The following is a 19,172-nucleotide window of genomic DNA, read 5'->3' on the forward strand; positions in this document are numbered from 1 at the left end:
CCCCCACACCCGCCCACCGACCGCCACCGTGACGTGATCAAGAGGGTTGCGTCATCCGAAGCCGTTCCGGTGACGCAAACCTCTTGATCAACAGGGTGGGCGGCGGGCAGGGCGGGGACGCGGGGCAGGGGCGGGCAGGGGGTGGTTGGGCCGGCAGCCGGCCTGTGATGTCGTCAACGATTCAGCTCCAAAGGCGCCGGAACGCACCCTCACCCACTGGCGCCGGTTGATCGGGCCACTGCCCGCGCGGGCCGGGGGCAGCCGGCGGACACCGTCGGGCCACAGGCCGCCACCCTCCGTCGCCGTCAGTCGCCGGCCGCCGCCGTCAGTCGCCGGCCGCCGCCGTCAGTCGCGGTCGGTCGGCGGCGGGCGGCGGCGGGCGCCGTCAGTCGGCGGCGGGCGGCGGCACCAGGGCTTGCACCTCGGCGTACGACGGCAGGCCCGACGAGGTGGTGGGCCTGCCGAGGCGGACGGCGTCGGCGGCGTCGAGCGCGGCGCCCAGTGCTGCCCGGAACAGCAGCGAGCCGGTGCTGACCCGGGCCACCCCGGCCCTGCCCAGCTCGGTCAGCCCCGGGCCGCCGGGCTGGTACAGCGCGTTCACGGGAGCGTCGACCCGCTCGGTGAGGACCCGCAGCGTCGCGTCGTCGACGGTGCCCGGCACGAAGATCCCGTTCGCGCCGGCCGCCCGGTAGGCGCGGGCTCGGGCGAGGGCCTGCGGCAGCGGGTCGGCCACCGCAAGCCACCACGTGTCGGTGCGGGCGTTGACGAACAGGTCCGGCACCGCCGCCTTCACCGCCGCGATTTTGTCGGCGACGCACTCGGGGTCGGCAAGCGTGCCGTCCGGGCGGCCGTCCTCCAGGTTGATCCCGACCACGCCGAGCCCGGCCAGGTCCGCCACGTACGCGGCGACCTCCGCCGGGTCGTCACTGAACCCGCCCTCCACGTCCACGCTGAGCAGCACCGGCAACCCGGCCAGGCGGCGGGCCAGGGCGAGGGTCTCTCCAGCGGTGGCCGCCGCGCCGTCGGGACGGCCGGTGGTCGCGGCGACCCCGAGGCTGGTGGTGCCGATGGCCGGGTGGCCTCGCGCGGCGAGCGCCGCCGCCGAGGCGTGGTCCCACGCGTTGGGCAGCAGCAGTGGGCGGCCGGCGCGGTGCAGGGCGTGGAACGCGGCACGACTGTCGATCATCGGACGCTCACCTCCAGATCTGTCGGCACCCGCACTGTCGAGTGCGGCTCGTGACGCACCGGGGTCGGACTACGCCGGCAGCGTTCCCGCAGCACGTCGATCACCCCGCTGGCCAGCGCCAGGGCGTGCCGGTCGCCGGGGCAACCCCGCTCCCCCGTCCCGAACGTCAACAGTCCGGCACCGGACCGACCGGGCTGGAACCTCGCGGGGTCGGTGAACGCCCGCGGGTCGCGGTTGGCCGCGTCGAAACGCAGCAGCACCGGAGTGCCCGCCGGCAGATCCTGCCCGCCCAGCCGTACCGCGTCGACGGTGACCCGTCGGGTGGCGCGCACCGGCGGGTCGAGGCGCAGCACCTCGGCCAGCAGGTCGGCGGTCAGTGCTGTGGCGGGCGTTTCCGGGGCGGCCGGGGGCAACAGGTGATGGGCGGCGGCGCCGATCAGGCCGGCGGTCGCGTCGCACGCCTGGACCAGCAGGCCGATCAGGTTCGCCCGTACCACCGGGGGTCCCGCTGGCGCGAGCGCCAGCAGCGCCGCCACCGCCCGGTCGGCCCGCGCGGTCGACGCCGGGTCCACCCCCGGGTGGTACGCGGCCGCGACGACCGCGACCGCCGTCCCGGCGGCTGCCGGATCCGCGAAACCGAGCCGAGCGGCCAACGCCCGCAACGGCACCGGCCGGGCCAGTTCCCGGATCACGTCGACCCGGTCGCCGGCCCGGTCGAGAACGGCCACGGTCAGCCGGACCGCATCGTGTCGCAGCTCGTCCGGGTCCAGCGGGGCCAGCGCCGCCACCGCGACGGCCCGACGGTCGACGTGCTGTCGCGGCGCGCTGAACCGGCTGACCGTGGCGCGCAGCCAGGCGAGGGTGCCGAACGGACCAGTGTCGACGGGCGGCACCCGCAACGCCGGGTCGGTGAGTGCGGCCCGCACGTCGGCGTGCCGGGTCACCCACCAGCCGCGCTCCGGTGCGAACGAGGGTGGCCCACACGCCGGGGTTCCCGGGGCGGGCGCGATGACGGGCCAGGTGTCTGTCACCGCCCGACCGTAGGGCGCGAACCTTTCGCCCCGCACCGAACGATCCCGCCCCCGTCAGGCGCGCACAATCGTCAGGCGCGGCCGCTCCTGGGCGGCGGGGCTACCGGCGGGTCGAGGGTGTGGTCGGGGACCGCCAGAGCCGCGGCCAGGCCAGGGCGGCCGGTGGGCGTGAGGCGGACGGCGCGGCCTGCGCCCCGGCTGATCCAACCCAGGTCGGTGAAGCGGCGGCAGAGCGCCGCGCCGAGCGCGCCGGCCAGGTGCGGGCGGCGTTCGGTCCAGTCCAGGCAGTCGCGGACCACCGGGCGGCGGGCGGCGCGCAGCACGTCCACGGGTACGCCCAACCCGCTCACCCAGGCCCAGCCGTCGGGCGTCAGCGCCAGCCCGCTGGACCGGTCGAGCCGGCCCGCGCTGAGCAGCGCGTCGTACATCAACACGCCCAGCCGCCCGGCGAGGTGGTCGTAACAGGTCCGGGCGTACGCCAGGGAGGCGCTGGCGGTCGCCGCGCGCAGCGACCCGGTCGGTGTGGGGGTGGCCGGGGCGTGGCCGGCCAGGTCCTCGATCAGCTGGGCCACCGCCGGCCCGGCCAGTCGCAGGTAGCGGTGCCGACCCTGTCGTTCCTCGACGAGCAGCCCACCGCGGACCAGTCGGGTGAGGTGGTCGCTGGCCGTCGACGGGGCGACGCCGGCGCGCCGGGCCAACTCACCGGCGGTCCACGCCCGCCCGTCGAGCAGGGCCAGGCACATCCCGGCGCGGGTGCCGTCGGCCAGCAGGGCGGCCAGTTCGGCCATCCCCCGGCCGTCGGTGCCAACGCTCATCGCCTCAGTCTAGAAAGGCAGCCGACGCACCGGTGACCAGCGACCCGGGGCCTCCGTCAGGTTGACGGAGGCCCCCGGTCCTCGTGATGCCGAGGATCAGTCCTTCGGCGTCGGGATGAGGTGCGCGCCGAAGCTGACCTGCGACGGGCTCACCTTCGCTGCCGCCATCCCACCGGGGGCGGCGAACCGCCGGTCCAGCGCGATGGTGGTGTTGTTCCGGTTGCGGTACACCACCACGAATCCGGTTCCGCCGGAGTTCTGGATCGGCGCGATGCTGGGATCGGTGGCGGCGGTGGCGGCGGTCGGGTCGCTCGGGTTCTCGTACAGGCGCAGCCACTCACCCCAGGTGCCGGAGCCCTGCTCGGTCTCGTACACCCGGTACATCTCGTTGTCGGGCCCGCGGGCGACAACAGCGATCCGGCCCAAGGCCGGGTCGAGGATCGCGGCCGGGGACCCGGCCGCGGTGAACGTGCCCACCGTCTGCCAGGTGCTCGGCCAGGCGCCGCCCAGTTCCTGCTTCTTCGTGATCAGCGAACCGTCGGCCGCACGGGCCACCACGCCGGTGCGGTAGCCCTGGTTGAGGAAGGCGGCCGGCACCCCGGTCACGTTCCCGCCCAGGTCCACCCAAGCGCTGAGGGTGCCGTCGGTGGAGTAGACAGCGGTCTTGATGGTGCCGGTCATGGTGGTGGAGACCAGCCGGACACCGGTGTCGACATTCACCACTGTCACGCCGCCGGTGAGGTCGACGTCGCCGAGGCTCTTCCACGACGCACCCGTCCCGCTCTGGCGGTAGTGCCACAGGCGACCGTCGACGTCCACCGCGAAGATCACGCTGGTGCCGTCGGCGAGGGTGACAGTGGCGGGCCGGCCGACCATGGTGCCGCCGAGGTTCCCGGTCGTCGCCCAGGTCGCCGCGTTCGCCGCCGTCTGGGCACCGGTCCACACGGTGCCGGTGGTGTGCAGGGCGCTGATCTGCACCTGCTTGTTGCCACTCTGCACGTTCAACGCAGGCTGCCCGGTGAACGCCTCCGCACCGAACTGGGGGATGTGCTGCACGCTGGTGAAGTCGTCCGGGTTCTGCTGGTGCACGACCCGCACCTGACCGGTGTTGTCGGTGTGCGCGTAGACGATGACCCCGAGCGCGCTGCCATCGCTCGGCTGCCCCTGCAAAGCCGTCGAGCGGGAGAAGGACTCGGTGGGCAGGAACGGAAGCGGGTCGGCGAACCAGCCCTGCAGGTCGACCACGAGGTGCACGGTCCCACTGCTGGCGTTCTTGATCCGTACCTTCCCCTCGGTGCCCAGTTTGGTCACCACGATGCTGGACCGGGCGACGTGCGCGGCGGGGAAATTCGTCGTCGAGACGGTGTTCGCGGTGCTGCCCAGCGGCGTGACGGTGAAGAACCCGTCGACAGTCGGGGCGACCGCATGGACATTGAGGACGGCGGCGGCGATGCCACGGGTCGGCAGGCCGTTGGTGCCGGCGACCGCGACATCGACGGTGCCGTTGGCGGGCACCGGCTGGGCGCCGCTGGGGAAACGGCTGTCGTACAGGGTGACCGCCGGAACCGTGCGCAGGCCGGCGCCGGTGGTGGAGCTGCCGGTCCAGTAGCCCTGGACGGTGATGGCAACATGCACGGCCGAACCGCGGTTCTCCAGCGTCACGGAGCCGGCACCGGGGTTCAGTTTGACGACCATCCCCATCGAGGTGGCGCCCTTGGCGTAGTCGATGCCGGTCTCCGCGGCCGTGCTCGACCCGACGGTCATCCAGCCGTTGCCGGTCGCACCGATCACCACGACGTCCAGCATGACCGCCGTAGCGGAACTGGGCACCAGCCCACCGCCGTAGATGTTGGCGGTACGCGTCCCACGGGTGGGCATCGTGCCGGCGGTGATCCCCTGCCCGGTTCGGGTGTCGACCACCCGGGTGTGGTCCACCGGCACGAAGCCGGATCCGACGCTGCCGGTGGCGGTCGTGAAGTAACCCACCACATCCACTCTGATGTGGACGTTGCCGCCCGCGTTGCGCACCGCGAGCTTGCCGTTCGTACCAGGCTTGACCACCGCCGAGTTGGTCATGACCTCGCCGATCGAGGCGTTCATGGCCGACGCCTTCGGTTCCGTCAGGTCCGGGTAGATGGTCAGGAACGTGTTGGCGGTCGGGTAGATCGCCGTCACGTCGACCATCAACGCGCCGACCCCGCTGGTCGGGATACCGGCGATGCCGACGGCGTTGAACGTGGTGACCGACTTGGCGCCCCGCACACCGGTCGTGCCGCCGGTGCCGTCCCGGGTGTCCAGAAGGGGCACGCTGTCGATCGGTACGAAGTCACCACCCCTACCGGCGGCGTCGGCGCTGACGCCCGTTGGCGCACCAGCGATCAGTCCGACGAACAATGTCGCACTCAGTAACGCCGCAACTATCTTCTTGGGAAGCAGCCATACTCGGATTTGCTGGACCAAAACTCTCATCCCCACCCATACTCTAATCCCAGATCGCAATTCGGCCGGTGTTCGACTACGCCTTCAACCGTGATCAGCGGCAACGGATCTAAAGAAGTCACGTTTACCTAAACAGAATTGGTCTCGGCTCCAACAAGAAATCGGGTCCGTCGATAATAGCATTCAGTCAACGCCTTCGAACGCCAGAAACAAGCTGTTACGAATCACCGCCTCTCGAATGCACAATATTCGACAGTTTTCCCATCAGGGAGCCTAATCTCTCCGCCATATCAGCTGGCATTGTCTCGAACTTCGCACCAGCAGCGACGTGTTCACCGAGCGCATAAAGTGCGTCCCAAAGCCACTCGGCCGTCTCTAGATCAAGTCGAACGACCACGACCCCGTCGTCCAATTCGACAGATGTACCGAACCGATCTTCTTCCATCACTTATCCTTGGGTGTTTCGTGTGACGATAATCTTTATCTTCGCATAAACATCTTCGTGCCTCACGCCCGGCAGCCCGACGGGCCACCGAGCCTCACCGGGGGGTGAGTTACGCGGAGACAGTGGCTGGACCGGCGTGTAGAACTCGACCCCCCGCTTACCGTCCGGCAAGGCCCCCCGATAAGCCTGAACCATCGGCCGATCCTGGAACGAAATTCGCGCGACCCTGCCCCAAAGTTCACCACTATCCACCATCTGAGCAGCCACCTCGTCCCCCTGCGTAGGAGACCACAGTCGATGGAATGGCCCATAGAGACGATCACCCGCTGCGCTCTCAATGAAGTCTTCGCCGCAGTTGTGAACAAGGATTGAAGCATCCGCAGCTACCACATAGTACGTGTGGATGACATCGACCGTGAGGTTGTATACCTGACGCTGGTCGGTCCACTTGCGAGTGGCAACCACAGACGCTGGCCGGTGGTCAGCTGTCTCGAAGACATAACCGCTCGCAAGGTCCTTCGCCTCGACCCATCGGTTCTGAACAGCGACCCAGAACGGGTGGCTGGCCGTGGCGGTTAGCTTCTCCGTCCGGTCACCCTTCTTGCCGTCTGTGTCGACAGTGACCTCGACGAGGTCCTTGGTACCCGCTCCGAGAATGAGTGCCGTAACCGCGCGCTCCTCGGTACGTCCGGTCGTGGGATCGGTGGCGAGCACCTTCTCGCCGACCCGCACCTGGTCGATGCGCTTGGAGTTGCCGTCCGCCATCAGCACCCGCGTTTCGCCGGTGAAGCTGTTGCTGGCGCACTTACCGAGCAGACCTCGACCAATGCTGCGGGCCTCGCCCACGCCCGCGTTGAGCGCCTTGCTGCCGGCCGACCGGAGCCCACCGCTCAGCCCACGGATACCCGCGCCCAGCGCCTGGCCACCGATGGAGCCGAGCGCACCACCGAGAGCGCCGGTGAGACCGCCCATGGCGGTGGCGCCGGCAAGATCTGACCCGCGCTTACCGTCCATGTAGCCGGTGACCGCCGAGCCGACCGCCCCGGCGAGTGCCCCGCAGGCCACCGCCCCGACACCGGTCCAGCCGATCGCCGCGCCGCAGCCCAGACCGACGACGGCACCGACGGCGAAGCCGGCGATCTCGGCGGCGTGCTCGTCGACGAACTGGGTCGCCTTGTCCCAGATCTTCTCGGCGCCCTCGACGAGCGGCGTCAACCTCTGTGCGGCTTCCAGCCAGAGGTTCTGGCTGTATTTTTGCGGGTCCTTGATGGCCATTGTGGTGACCGCGACGACGCTCGCCGCCACCTTGAAACCGGTGGACACCACCTTGCCGAGCGCGATGATGGGCTTTGTCAGGGCCTGGATCACCGGCAACTTGGTGAACTTGACCGCGTTCTTGATGGCCGACTTCGCGGCGGCTGTCACCGCGACCTTGGCTTGGTAGATGCGTTGCGCAACGAGTTGCTTCTGCTGTTTTGCCCAGTCGGCAGCGCGGGCGAGCTGCTTGGCTCCAGACTGGATCTGCTTGCCGACGTAGCGGACGGCGTTCATCGTCTTTTCGCCGAGCCACTTCGCGGTGCTGGAGATGACCCGGCCGACTGCCTTGAGGCCGGACACGGCCAGGTTGACGGTGTAAGAGACGAGGCTCCTGGCGCCGTTGTAGATGGAGGCGCCGACGTTGTACGCCGTCTTGACCACATTGGAGGTGACGTTCGCTACCGCGCTCGCGGCACGCTTCACCCAGCGCGGCCAGTGCCCGTCCGGGTCGTCGAAGTCCAGCGGGGCGCCAGCCCCGTAGGTGTAGCGGTTGGCCAGGATCGAGTCGCCGGTGGTGTAGTTGACGCTGTCCCGCGAGGTGAACGTTCCGGTGCCGGGCTGGTACCAGCGGGCGCCCATGTCGACCTGCCCGGTGTCGGGGTCGGTCCAGTCCCCCTGGAAGCCCAACCGGCCGGTGCTGCCGACACTGGTCACCTTCTTGCCGAACGGGTCGTACGCGGTGGAGTCGTTCAGCGTTGACAGTTGGGTGTCGGCCGGGTTGATCGCCGCCACCACGTCACCGTGGGCGTCGGTCAGCGACAGGCGCTTGTCGGCGCCCTGGGCGGTGGCGAGCAGCTCGTCGTTCGGCCCGCGACCGTAGTACTCGACGCCGTCGTGAACCACCTCGTCGCCCAGGCCGGCGTAGATGAAGGAGTTGCCGGTACGGGACGTCAGCCGGTCCAGCCCGTCGTAGCTGTAGGTCTGGCCCTGCGCCGCGGTGAGGCGGTCGAAGGCGTCGAACGAGTACTGCTCGGCCAGACCGGAACTGGTCCGGGTCCGCAGGGTGCCCCTCGGGGTGTACGCGTAGGTGTAGTCGCCGTCGGAGAGCAGCCGGTTGCGTTCGTCGAAGGTGGCGGTCTTGGACCCGGCCCGAATCCGGTTGCCGCTGGCGTCCCAGGCGTACGTGACGGTCCCGGCCGGACTGGTCCAGGAGATCAGCCGGCCGGCCTTGTCGTAGTCGTAGGTGTTGTTGCCGGCGCCGGCGGTGCCGGTGGTGTTCTTGCTGGTGAGGTGGCCGTTCAGGTCGAAACCGTAGGTGACCGAGGCCACCGTCTGACCACCCCCGTTGCGCAGCACGTCGCTTTCGATCCGGCCGTAGTCGTCGTACCCGAAGGTGCGGACGCGGCCGGCGCCGTAGTCGACGGTCTTGACGTCACCGGCGGCGTCGTAGTCCAGCTTCTGCTGCTGGCCGGTGATCCCGTCGGTGAGGGTGTCGAGGCGACCCTTGAGGTAGCCGAAGGTGGCGGTGCCGGTCAGATCGGTGCGGGTGGTCAGCTGGCCGTCGTCGTTGTAGTCGAAGCTCGCCGTGCCGGACGTGCCGGCGGTGGACAGCAGCCCACCCCTGTCGTTCCAGTCGTACGTGTTGCTGCCACCGGGGGCGTTGACGCTGGTCAACCGGCCGCCCTGGTCGTAGTCCAGGGTCCGGGTCGCGGTCGGGGTGTCACCCCCGGAACCGGTCTCCACTGTCAGTCGACCGGACGCGTCGTAGGTCCGCGTGCGGCTCACCCCACCCGGGGCGCTGAGCCGCACGGCGTTGCCGTCGGCGTCGTACGCGACGGTCCAGGTCCGGTCCGCGGCGTTCGGGTGACTCGCCGTGGACGGCTCGATCGCCGACTCCGGCAGGCCCAACGTGTTGTAGGTGTAGATGGTGGAGTTGTTGCGGCCGTCGGTGTAGCGGGTCCGGTTGCCGGCGGCGTCGTACCCGAAGGTGGTGGTGATCGGGTCCGCGTCGGTCGGCTCGACCTGCGTGACGAGCTGGTCCGCGGCGTCGTACTCGTAGGTGGTGACGGTGTTGTAGGGGTCCTTCGACGAGGTCATGTTTCCGGCCTCGTCGTAGCCGTAGCTCTGGGTGCGCAGGACCGTGCCGTCGGCCTTGAGGTTCATGGTGCTGGTCTGGTTGCCGAACTGGTCGTACCCGGTCCGGGTGGTGCGACCGAGGCCGTCGGAGACGCGGACCTGGCGGCCGGCGAAGTCGTACCCGAAGATCGTGGCCTCGCCGGTCGGGGCGGTGCTGCGGGTGATCTCACCGGCTGCGTTGAAGGTGTTGACAGTGGTCGCCCCGGTCGGGGACGACGACGAGGTCAGGTTGCCCGCGTCGTCGTAGGCGAGCTTGCTGACCAGGTTGCGGGTGGTCGGCCGCCGCTCCACGACGGTCTGGGTCACCTGCCGGTCGAGATCGTCGTAGGTCGACTCGACCCGCGCGCCGGTCGGGCCGGTGACCGAGAGGACCTCACCGGTGCGGGTGTAGGTGTAACGGGTGAGCGCCCGGTCGTCGTTGGTCTTCGCCGGCTCGTCCCGGACGGTCAGCCGGTTGAGCTGGTCGTAGGTGTAGCTGGTGGTGCCTGCCGGGTCGGTCTCCTCCAGCACGTTGCCCACGGCGTCGTAGCGGCGCTTGTGTTCCGGGGTGACCGTCTGGGAGACCCCGGGAGCCTGGTACGTCGGGGCGAGGCTGCGCACCACCCGGCCGAGCTTGTCGTACTCGGAGGTGGAGACCCGTCCCAGCGGGTCCTTGACCGCGACCTGCTCGCCGAAGGTGTTGTAGCCGACCGAGCTGGTCGGGCTGGTGGGGACGGCCGGGTTCCCGTCGCTCTCGGCCAGGACGGTCGGGCCGCTCTGCCCGATCGGGCGGCCGAGTTCGTCGTAGCGGAAGGTGCTGGTGAACTTTGCCTTGTCGGCGCCGGAGACGTTGCCGCGCGGGTCGGTCACCGAAATGCGCAGACCACGCTTGTCGTACGTGTAGCTGGTCACCCGGGTCTCGCTGCCGGCGGTGACCTTCTCGGTGAGCACGTTGCCGGAGTCGTCGTAGGTGTAGTCGACGACCTCGGAGGTGGCCGGCACCAACCAGCTCAGGTTCGACGGGTTACCGGTGCGGACGACCTGCTTGACGTTGCCGTTGAAGTCGTAGGTGAAGGATTCGGTGCGGCGCAGCCCGCTGGGGTCCTGGACGGTCTTCGCCACCTTGCCGGCCCTGTCCGGCGTGTGGTCGGTGATCTGGGTGCCGTTGGCGCCGACCTTGCGGGTCACGTTGCCGGCCCCGTCGTAGGTGTTCTCCTCCACGACGTAGTCCCGCTTGGAGCCGTCCGGGTTACGGAAGTCCTTGAGAGTGATCTTCTCCAGCAGGTCGTCGCGGTAGTACTTGTACTCCAGTCGCCGGCCCATGGCGTCGGTGTCGCTGGCCAACCGCCCGGCGAAGTCGTACGAGTAGGAGTGCAGGACGAGGTAGTCGCCGGTGCCGGTGCCGGGGGTACCGGCCGGGTCGCTGCGCCAGTCCCGCAGCCGGACCTCGGCCACCTTGTTCTGGGCGGTGTACGCCCAGTCGTAGCGGTTGCCGTTGGCGTCGGTCATTGTCGTCTTGTTGCCGAACCGGTCGTAGCCGAAGCTGGTCTCGTTGCCCTCCGGGTCGACGACCCGGACCGGCCGGCCCTCGTCGTCGTACTCGGTGCTGGTGACCCGCTCGGGGTCACCTCCGAGCAGGTCGGAGACGGTGACCTTGGTGGGGTTGCCGTCGGCGTCGTACTCGTTGACGGTTCGGCTCTGGTGCTGTTTGCCGGTGACCGTGTCGGTGGTGACCGGCCCGGTGACGGTGGCGACCCGTGAGTGTCCGTCGTAGGTGAAGGTGGTGGTGACGCCCGCGGGATAGGTGTCGGAGATGACCTTCTCGGTGATCCGTCGGCCGAGCGCGTCGTAGGTGTACTCGGTCACCAGCCCGGAGGGCTCGGTCACCTTGTGCAGGTCACCGTTGGCGTAGTACGCGTAGGCGGTGGGCTTGGTCTGGGCGTTGGTGATGCTCCTGGCCAGCATCCCGGGCGGGATGATGCCGTTGACGCCGACCTCGCCGCCGCTGGTGTAGGCGTGGGTGACCAGGCTGCCGTCCGGGTTGGTCTGGGTGAGCAGCTGTCCGCTGGGGTGGTACGTGAAGGAGGTCAGGAAGTTGTTGTCGGTCGGCCCCGTGGAGCGGCCGTCGCGCTGAGCCACCACCAGGTCGATCCGAGGGTCGAACTGGTCGGTGATGGTGGTCGAGTAGGTGTAGTAGTTCGTGAAGCACTGCGTGGGCGTACGGCAGCTCTTGCGGGTGGCGAGACGGCCCCTGCTGTCGTAGGTCATCTCGACCGTGTCGCCGTTCTCGTTGGTGACCATGCTCTGCTGGCCGTCCTCGTTGTAGGAGAACGAGCGGATGGCCATGCCGTCCAACGGGTGCCGCACGAAGATCGGCCCACCGGCGTCACCGGGGATCACCGTGCAGAAGGCGGGGTCGTTCGGGTCGGGCTGGGTGCAGACCTCGGTGGGCGGCGGGCTCGGCGTCGGGCTGGTCTGCCCGGGCCGGTCCTCCTCCCGCGTCTCCAGTCCCAGCGGGGTGCCGGAGCGCAGCAGACGACCGGCGAGCGCGTCGTACTCGTACAGGTAGGGGCGGTTGGCCGGATCGAGGACCTGGACGCTGCGCCGCAGGTCGGTGTCGCCGCCGTAGACAGTGGGCTGGCCCACCTTCCAGGTACCGCCGTTGTCGTCGGTGTACTCCTTGACCCGGTCGGTGGCCGTGTCGTACTCGACCTCGGTGGCGACCCGGCCACTGGGCAGGGTGACCCGGGTCAGCTGCTGGGCGGCCGGCTTGGCGTACTGGAAGTGCGCCTTGGCGGTGTCCGGCCCGATCGGGTGGGAGTAGACGGCGACCTCGTCGATGGTGCCGGCGAAGTAACGCTGGGCGGTGCCGCCCCAGCCGGGCCACGAACCGGGCGTCGTCGCCGAGGCGAGGCCGACCTGGTTGAAGGTCAACAGCGAGTGCTCGATCGGCTGCCCGGTCTGCGCGGCCGGGGTGGGAACCTTGACCCCGTCGAGGTACATGGTCTGGGTGTTGGCCATCGCGGAGAGCACCACGTGGTGCCACTGGTTGTCGTTGACGACCTTGGTCGAGGTGAACGGCGCGATCGTGCCGTTGGCGAACTGGCCGCGCAGGAGACCGTCGCTGCCGGTGTAGAGCAGCGGGACGCCGCTGGTGGCGGCGGTGCCGACGGCCTTGTCCTGGTAGCCGATGAGCGGCCCGCCGGTCTGGGTCAGGCCGATCTTGAACCACAGCTCGACGGAGACGTCGCGGCTCTTCTTGATCAGGCCCTTGGGCAGCTCCAGGTATGCGGAGGTGCCGTTGAAGCCGGCGGCGGTGCCGGTGGTGCCCTCCAGCACGCCGGGCTGGCCCAGCGTGACGTTGTTGCGGTACGTGCCGGCGTCCTTGCCCAGGTTGATCGCCACGTCGCTGGCCGCGCCGGTGCCCTCGGCCTCACCGAGGTGGTAGTACGAGTCGGGTTTGGCGTCGAGAACGGCGGTGCGGTAGTGCGACCCGGGCGCGTAGGTGTAGTTGGTGCAGGCGGATTCCGGGCCGCAGACCTTGGTCAGCAGGTCACCCGTGTAGGTGTAGTTCCAGGTCAGCGCCGCGCCGTTGACCGCGTCGGTGCTGACCGTGGCGATGCGGTTGCCGTTCCAGGTGAAGCGCAGCGACCGGCCGGCGGTGTTGCTCTGGCTGTTGGCGACCTGCGCCTTGGCGAGCTTGCCGGTCATCGGGTCGGGGATCAGATTCACCGAACGTCCGGAGACGTCGGTGATCTTCTGGAGCTTGTTGAGCAGGGAGAACTGGTAGATGCTGCCGGAGCGGTCGACCAGCTTCCAGTTGCTGCTGTCGACGGTGAGCTTCGCGACCCGGCCCGGCGGCGGGGCGTACGTGCCGTCGGGGTTCTTGCCGAACCGCACCTCCTGGCCGTCCGGGTAGCGGACCACCACGTTGCCGGTGCCGTCGTTGTCGGGGACCAGCGTCATGTCGTACCGGCTGGACCACCCTGCGCCGAAGACACCTGTCGTGCGGGGGTCGAGGCTGTTGTAGGTGCGGACCAGGTTCAGCTCCGGCCCGACCGTCACCACGGTGGCGTCCACCGCCGAGGTGGCGAAGTTTCCGGTCTGCGCGTCGAACTCGCGACCCTGCTCGGCGTTGGGTGAGGTGGCGATCCGGGACAGCAGGTCCGGTTGCGGCACCGAGCTGAACATCGTCGAGTACGGGGAGGTGACCTCGCTGGCGCTGTCCTTGACGTACGACCGCCACAGGTAGCTCTTGCCCCAGACCATCCGGCCGGCAGGCACCACCCAGGACTGCCTCGCCTGGTAGCCGGAGTTGGTGCAGTTGGTGGCCGCGCCGGCGTCGGTGCGGTCGCAGATCTCGAACTTGAACGACAGGGTGGCGCCGGGTGCGGCGTCGGTGTCCACGGCCCGGGCCCAGAGCAACGGGGTGAGCGTGGGCGCCTGGTAGCCGTTCTCCGGGTACAGCTCCTGCACCACCGGCGGCACGTCGAACACCTGGAGCACGATCCGACCGGGTGGCACCTGGTGGTCGGTGAAGACCGCTCCGCCGGTACGCACCATGGTGAAGTCGAGGAAGTAGGAGCCGGGCTCCAACCGCTTGACCGTCGCGTCGAGGGTGACCTTCGCGCCACGGGCCAGGGTGGTGGGCAGGTTGGCGGCCCGCTGCTGGGTCACTGCGGCACCGGTCTGCGCGTTGTAGACCCGGTAGGCGAGGTAGTAGTTGGCCGGCGTCCACGCCTCGGCGCCGAGGTTGGTGACTGTCACCTTCACCTTGCCGTCCTGGTTTCGCAGGACGGGCGGCTCCGGGGTGGGCTTCGGGATCGCGTACCCGGCGTTGTACGGGCTGTGCGTGACGTAGAGCGCCGGCGGGTTGGCAGTGCCGGTGCCGGCGAACTTCTTCCACGCCGACGTGTCGGTGGTGGACGCCCGCAGCGAGAGACCGTTGTTGGCCTGCTGGCCGTTGGCCCACCGCTGCACCAGGTTACGGCCACCGGCGCCGAGGTCGAACATCTCCCCGGCCGCCGGACAGGCGGACCTGGACTGGCCGAGAGCGACGTACCCGTGGGCGAACGAGCGGCTGACCAGCGCGCCACCCACCGACGGACCCGGGTACGAGTAGCCGGTGCCGGCCGACCACGACCCGGTGACCGGGTGGACGGTGACCGCGCGTGCCTTGCAGGAGGCCGCGTCGAAGTTGACAGCGGAGAGCGCGGCGCCGTGGATGGTGTGGTTCTGCAGCCGGCTCACGAGGTTGCCGAACTTGAGGTAGGCCGCGGCGTTGAAATCGCCGCCGCAGTTGCCCCCGGGGCACGCCGTGGAGGGGAAGCGCCCGACGAGCAACTCGTTGGTGCCGGAGGTGGAGCTACCCCCGTGCACGGACATGCTGCTGTCGGAGTTGAGCGCGTCCACCGGCGGGCCGACAGTCGGGTCGACCTCGACCGGGTACCGCCGGGCGGGGTCAGCCAGCCAGGCCCGGTCGGGGGTTACCTTCAGCGCGGTGTGCCCACCCGTGGTGATCAGCTCGTAGGCGACCTTGGTCGAGGTGGCGGGACCAGCCGTGCCCGAGCCGGCGTCCACCATGTAACCCGGCGGGATGACCCCGCGCTGGTGCCCGGCCCGGTCGGTCAGGACGATCTGGCCGTCGACCAGTTTCGCGGTGAGGTTGCGCAGGTTCAGCGGGAACACGTACGAGGTGGGCGCCTTGGCCGAGTGCAGGACCAGGGTTTCCTTCACGCCACCGGCTCGCGGCTCCAGGCGCAGGTCGACCTCGGGGCGTACGCCGGGGTAGGTGACGGCGGTGCCGTTCATCCGTCCCGGTGCGTTGGTCGCCTCGGCCAGGCCGAAGCCGAACTCGGTGTCACCGTCGAAGCTCAGCCGGGCCAGTTGACTCGCCGCGCCGTTCCCGGCGAGGTGCAGTCCGACCGAGTCGGCAGTGGTCTGCCACCCGTCGGCGGCGGGCACCAGAGTGTGGTCGATGGCCGCCCAGCTGCCGTCGGGCTTGCGGTAGTTGATCGGGGCGGAGGAGAACTCGGTCGTCTGGGTGCCGTCGGCGTTGTCGAAGACGCGTTGGTCGACAGCGCGCTCGGCCGGTCGTTCCCGGCTGGTTCGCTTGTCGAAGCCGCGGGTGTCGTCGACGGGTGCGGTGGCCACCGACGCCTTGTTACGCCCGGGGGCCGGCTTGTCGGCGAGTTTGTGCGGCGGGTACTGCCCGCGCAGCGACTTCGGAAGGTCGCGGTTGGGTCGTCCGGACGTCACGTGCGCCTTGCCCGCCGCCGAACCCCAGGCCTGGCTTGGCTTCGCGCCGCCACCCCGACCGGTGGAGGCGACACCGTCACGGTCCCGGCTACCGCCCGCCGGCAACGCGGTCACCCCGCTGCCACCCAGGTTGAGCATCAGCACACCGGCGAGGGCCGCGGCCAGGAGGGATCGAGTGGTGCCGGAGCCGAACACCGAGCGGTGCCGGAGGAGCCGACCACGCAGATCGGTCAGCCGACCGCGCGGGTCGGGCAGATGCCGAGTGCTGAAGGACATGGTTGGTCACCCCTGGATCGAGGACGGGCGGAGCGGCAGAGACAGGCACGCACGGACCGCGAGACCGGCGAAGGCCCCACACAGTCGGACGGGTGATCGCCGTACCTCTCTACGGGCACGGCGGCGCGCATCGACCCATCGGTCGACGAGAATTTCAGGAGATAGGAAGAGGCAATCCGGGCGGACCGAATTCACGCCGGAGCGGATCGCCCAACACAATCAATAACGACTCGGCACGGCACAATGCCGCCAGGTCAACGGTCACAGCTTCACACCCCCGTGTGCTGTTACTCATCGATATGCCGCTGTAGGTTGCAGCACCGCCCATCGGCTGTCAAGGCACGGCCACAGAAAGCTCGCTGATCAGCACTGCGACCAGGGATGATTACTTTCCGCTAAGCGGCAGGTCATTTGATGGCTTAAGTCCGTTTGCCGCCCACGCCGTCCGGCTCGTTGGCCGTCCATCATGGACGCCGCCGGACTCCACCATCGAACGACGCTTCCGTCCGCCGGCCACGCCTGACAGGAGATCCACGGTCACTGACGACGAGCCTGTCATGGCGGGTGAATCCACCCGTCAACCAGCCGGCAATCACGGCCACAAAATCCATCACAGTCAATACTGTGCTTTCGGTTGAGGATTACGTGAACGTGTCGTATTTGTCCAGGCAATCCGCAATAGGGACGCCTTCTCGGCGTCGACGCTTGCGTTGACCGGCGCGGCCTCAATCCGCTGGGCAACCGGGGCGGGGCCTTCGACAGCAGCGTCGGTTTGCCTACTGCCCCTACCCTGAAGGAGCCGCGGCGCCACTTCGGCAAGTCGGGGCCCTAGCGCCTGCACCCCCGGGCGGATGGAAGTAACCGCATGATCTGGACGAAGTTCAGCAGCGACCGCAACCCTCGCCGACTCCGCGCCGTGTCCGATCTGCGGTTTCCCGCCAGCGGGCGTCAGCATCTACGAAACCGGCATCCCCAGCTCAGCGACGAAGACATCGCTCTCGTCGAAACCGCGACCCGGCAGTGGTTCCGGATCATCGCCCGCCAGCCGGGCGCGAAGCTGTCGATGCCGTCGGTGGTGGTGGACGATCTGTGGCAGCAGCTGACCCTGCATGCGCAGGACTACGCCACGTTCTGCGACACCGCGTTCGGGCGCCCCCCGCAGCACCGGCCAGGGTCGGCGACAAGCGACGACACGACCGACGACAGTCGCCGTTCCCTTCTGCTCTCCACGCTCAAGCACGGCCGCCGGGACGAGGGGGGCGGCTCGGACAGCCTTCCGCTGTTGTTCCGGGTGGACCAAGAACTGCACATCCACAATGGCAACCGTTACCTCGCGGACTGCGGAGGCCGTGGCGAGTGTTTCCCGGTTTCCGACCGGGTCTGCCTGCAACACCTCGCAGGGCCGGGCAAGCGGCCCAAACCACCCGGCATTCGTGGCGATTTGCCCTTCAACGACGGCCGTCACGGCTACGCCGGCGGTGCGGGCGGCAGCGGTGGCGGCGAGTTCAGCGGAGACGGCGATGGCGGTGGGGGCAGCAACTGAGGCCCGCCCGGACGGTACGGCGCTTGCGTCAGCGGAGCCGGGTCAGCGCTGTCACCGACCGGTCCGTGCCGTCGTAGCTGCGGGCGGCGGCGAAGGCGCCCGTCGGACGCTGTCCACCGGCGACGGCGCGGGCCAGCCGCAGGTCCGCGTTGCGGAACCGCAGGGCCAGGCTCAGGTGCGGCACCCACGCGCCGGGAGCGTGCCACGGACGCTGCCCCTCAGCCTCGGCGAGAACATCCCAGACGGCGGCGTGCAGCGCGGTCAGCGCCGGGTTGGGTTGGACCAGCCAGACCAGTGGGGCGCTGCCGTCGAGAACGACCACCCGGTCGAGGGTCACCGGCACCGGCAGCGTGGCGTCGAACATCTCGGCCAAGCGGTGCTCGACCCCCGGCGGGAACTCGTCGACGGCGGCGAGGGTGAGGTGCGGCCGGTTGGTGGGGTGGACGTTGCGGTCCAGGCTGGGCAGCCCGGCGGCCGCCAGCCGGCCCCAGACCGCCCGGACCGCGACCTCCAGACCGGGTGAGCAGAGCAGTTCCACCGTACGCACGCGCCCACGCTAGCCGCAGTGCCCAGGCCGCCCTCCCCGGATGGGCAGCGGGCCGCCGCGTCACACCGCGTGACGACGAGAACGGTCCCCGTCCGGCACCGGGTTGACCTCACCCGCGATCCGGGCCCGGTGGGTCAGGTCGAAGATGGCGACGACGGTGATGGTGGCCGCGCCCAGCAGGCCGACCGCCAGCGGCGGGAGTCGCGCCGCCACGGGGCTCAGGATCAGGCACGCCGCCACGGCCGCGAGGCAGTGCCTCGTCAGGCGGCCGAACACCCAGATCTCGAAGATCATCCGCCCGACGAGGAAGGTCAGTGGCCCGATCAGGATCGCCACGACGTTGCCGGCCGAGCGCTGCCCGCCGGGCTCCTTGAGCATCAACTCGCCGCCGATGCCGGTGAGCAGGATGCCCGCCACCATCACCAGATGGGTGTAGCTCGCCCGCAGGTTGAGCCGGTACGGGTCGACGGCGGTGTCGATCTTCACGGCGAGGCTGCTCGTGGTGCGGTAGAAGTAGGTCCACCAGAGAAAGACCACCGTCCAGAAGGTGAGCAGGAACGCGGTGGTGTCCGCCAGGTCCCGCGTCGACAGCCGGTAGAAGTTGCCGGTGGCCAGGATCGTCTCGCCGAGGGCCAGGATGATGAACTGCCGGTACCGCTCGTTGAGGTGTTCGCCCGAGAGGTGCCACTCGGTGGCCCGCGCCCGGCCGAGCCCCGGAACCGGCCACCCCAGGACCGGCCCCGAGTAGTCGATCGCCAGCGCGCACGCCCACAGCACGACCCGGGCGTCGTCGCCGTCGGCCGCGGCTCCGGCGAACCAGACCGTCCCGGACAGCAGATACCAGACGATTCCCCGGACCGGCCGACGCCAGGCCGGGGTGCCGCGCAGGTAGAGGGCCATGACCAGGGTACGGCCGAGGTGGATCCCGAGGTACGCGCTGACGAAGACGAAGGCCTGGTCACCGAAGGCGTCCGGAACGTTGATGGACATCAGCAGACTGCCGAGCATCACGCAGATGATCAGAATCTGCACCGTGGGTCGTTCGCAGTCGAGGCTGTCGGTGGCCAGGTTGGTGTTGTACCAGATCCACCAGAAGGCGAGCAGGAAGATCACGGCCTGCGCGTCGGCGAGCAGGCTGGGCTCCTCGACCAGGGTCGCCGACAGCCGGCCGAGGGTGAAGATGAAGACAAGGTCGAAGAAGAGCTCGACGGCACTGGAACGCACCGGGTCGACCGGACCCGCTGCGACTTTCCTGGGCAT

Annotated in this window: 8 protein-coding genes; 1 reads left to right on the forward strand and 7 read right to left on the reverse strand. The window is 69.5% G+C overall.

Annotated features, from left to right (window positions below):
* Nucleotides 1-385: 385 nt before the first annotated feature.
* From IF22_RS0130825 to IF22_RS0130850, 5 genes are all read right to left on the reverse strand, one after another.
* On the reverse strand, nucleotides 386-1,186 hold the full coding sequence (locus IF22_RS0130825) for an isocitrate lyase/PEP mutase family protein (RefSeq protein ID WP_030337863.1): 801 nt from the start codon (nucleotides 1,184-1,186) through the stop codon (nucleotides 386-388).
* Nucleotides 1,183-2,217, reverse strand: coding sequence for a cytochrome P450 (locus IF22_RS36255; RefSeq protein WP_280940616.1), 1,035 nt, complete (start codon nucleotides 2,215-2,217; stop codon nucleotides 1,183-1,185). Before IF22_RS36255 ends, IF22_RS0130825 begins: the two co-directional genes overlap by 4 nt.
* A 71-nt stretch (nucleotides 2,218-2,288) precedes the next feature.
* Nucleotides 2,289-3,032, reverse strand: a complete 744-nt coding sequence (locus IF22_RS0130835) for an ArsR/SmtB family transcription factor (protein ID WP_030337865.1) — start codon at nucleotides 3,030-3,032, stop codon at nucleotides 2,289-2,291.
* Between the two features lie 96 nt (nucleotides 3,033-3,128).
* Entirely contained in the window at nucleotides 3,129-5,339 is a 2,211-nt protein-coding gene (locus IF22_RS0130840; protein ID WP_156058017.1) for a DUF8189 domain-containing protein, read from the reverse strand.
* Between the two features lie 580 nt (nucleotides 5,340-5,919).
* Nucleotides 5,920-15,822 (reverse strand): polymorphic toxin-type HINT domain-containing protein, encoded by a 9,903-nt coding sequence (locus tag IF22_RS0130850; protein ID WP_051708885.1) that lies wholly within the window; start codon nucleotides 15,820-15,822, stop codon nucleotides 5,920-5,922.
* An 865-nt stretch (nucleotides 15,823-16,687) separates the two neighbouring features.
* On the opposite strand from IF22_RS0130850, the gene IF22_RS34070 reads away from it, so the two are divergent.
* Nucleotides 16,688-17,365 carry a glycine-rich domain-containing protein gene (locus tag IF22_RS34070; RefSeq protein ID WP_051708886.1) on the forward strand — a complete coding sequence of 226 codons (678 nt, stop codon included), beginning with the start codon at nucleotides 16,688-16,690 and terminating at the stop codon, nucleotides 17,363-17,365.
* Between the two features lie 28 nt (nucleotides 17,366-17,393).
* Here the strand turns inward: IF22_RS34070 and IF22_RS0130860 are convergent, their stop codons facing one another.
* Nucleotides 17,394-17,912: a 2'-5' RNA ligase family protein gene (locus tag IF22_RS0130860; RefSeq protein ID WP_030337870.1), complete on the reverse strand. Its 519-nt coding sequence runs from the start codon at nucleotides 17,910-17,912 to the stop codon at nucleotides 17,394-17,396.
* 60 nt (nucleotides 17,913-17,972) lie between these two features.
* Entirely contained in the window at nucleotides 17,973-19,172 is a 1,200-nt protein-coding gene (locus IF22_RS0130865) for a low temperature requirement protein A (protein WP_081884184.1), read from the reverse strand.

Source organism: Micromonospora parva (assembly GCF_000718515.1).
Classification (GTDB): Bacteria; Actinomycetota; Actinomycetes; order Mycobacteriales; family Micromonosporaceae; genus Micromonospora; species Micromonospora parva.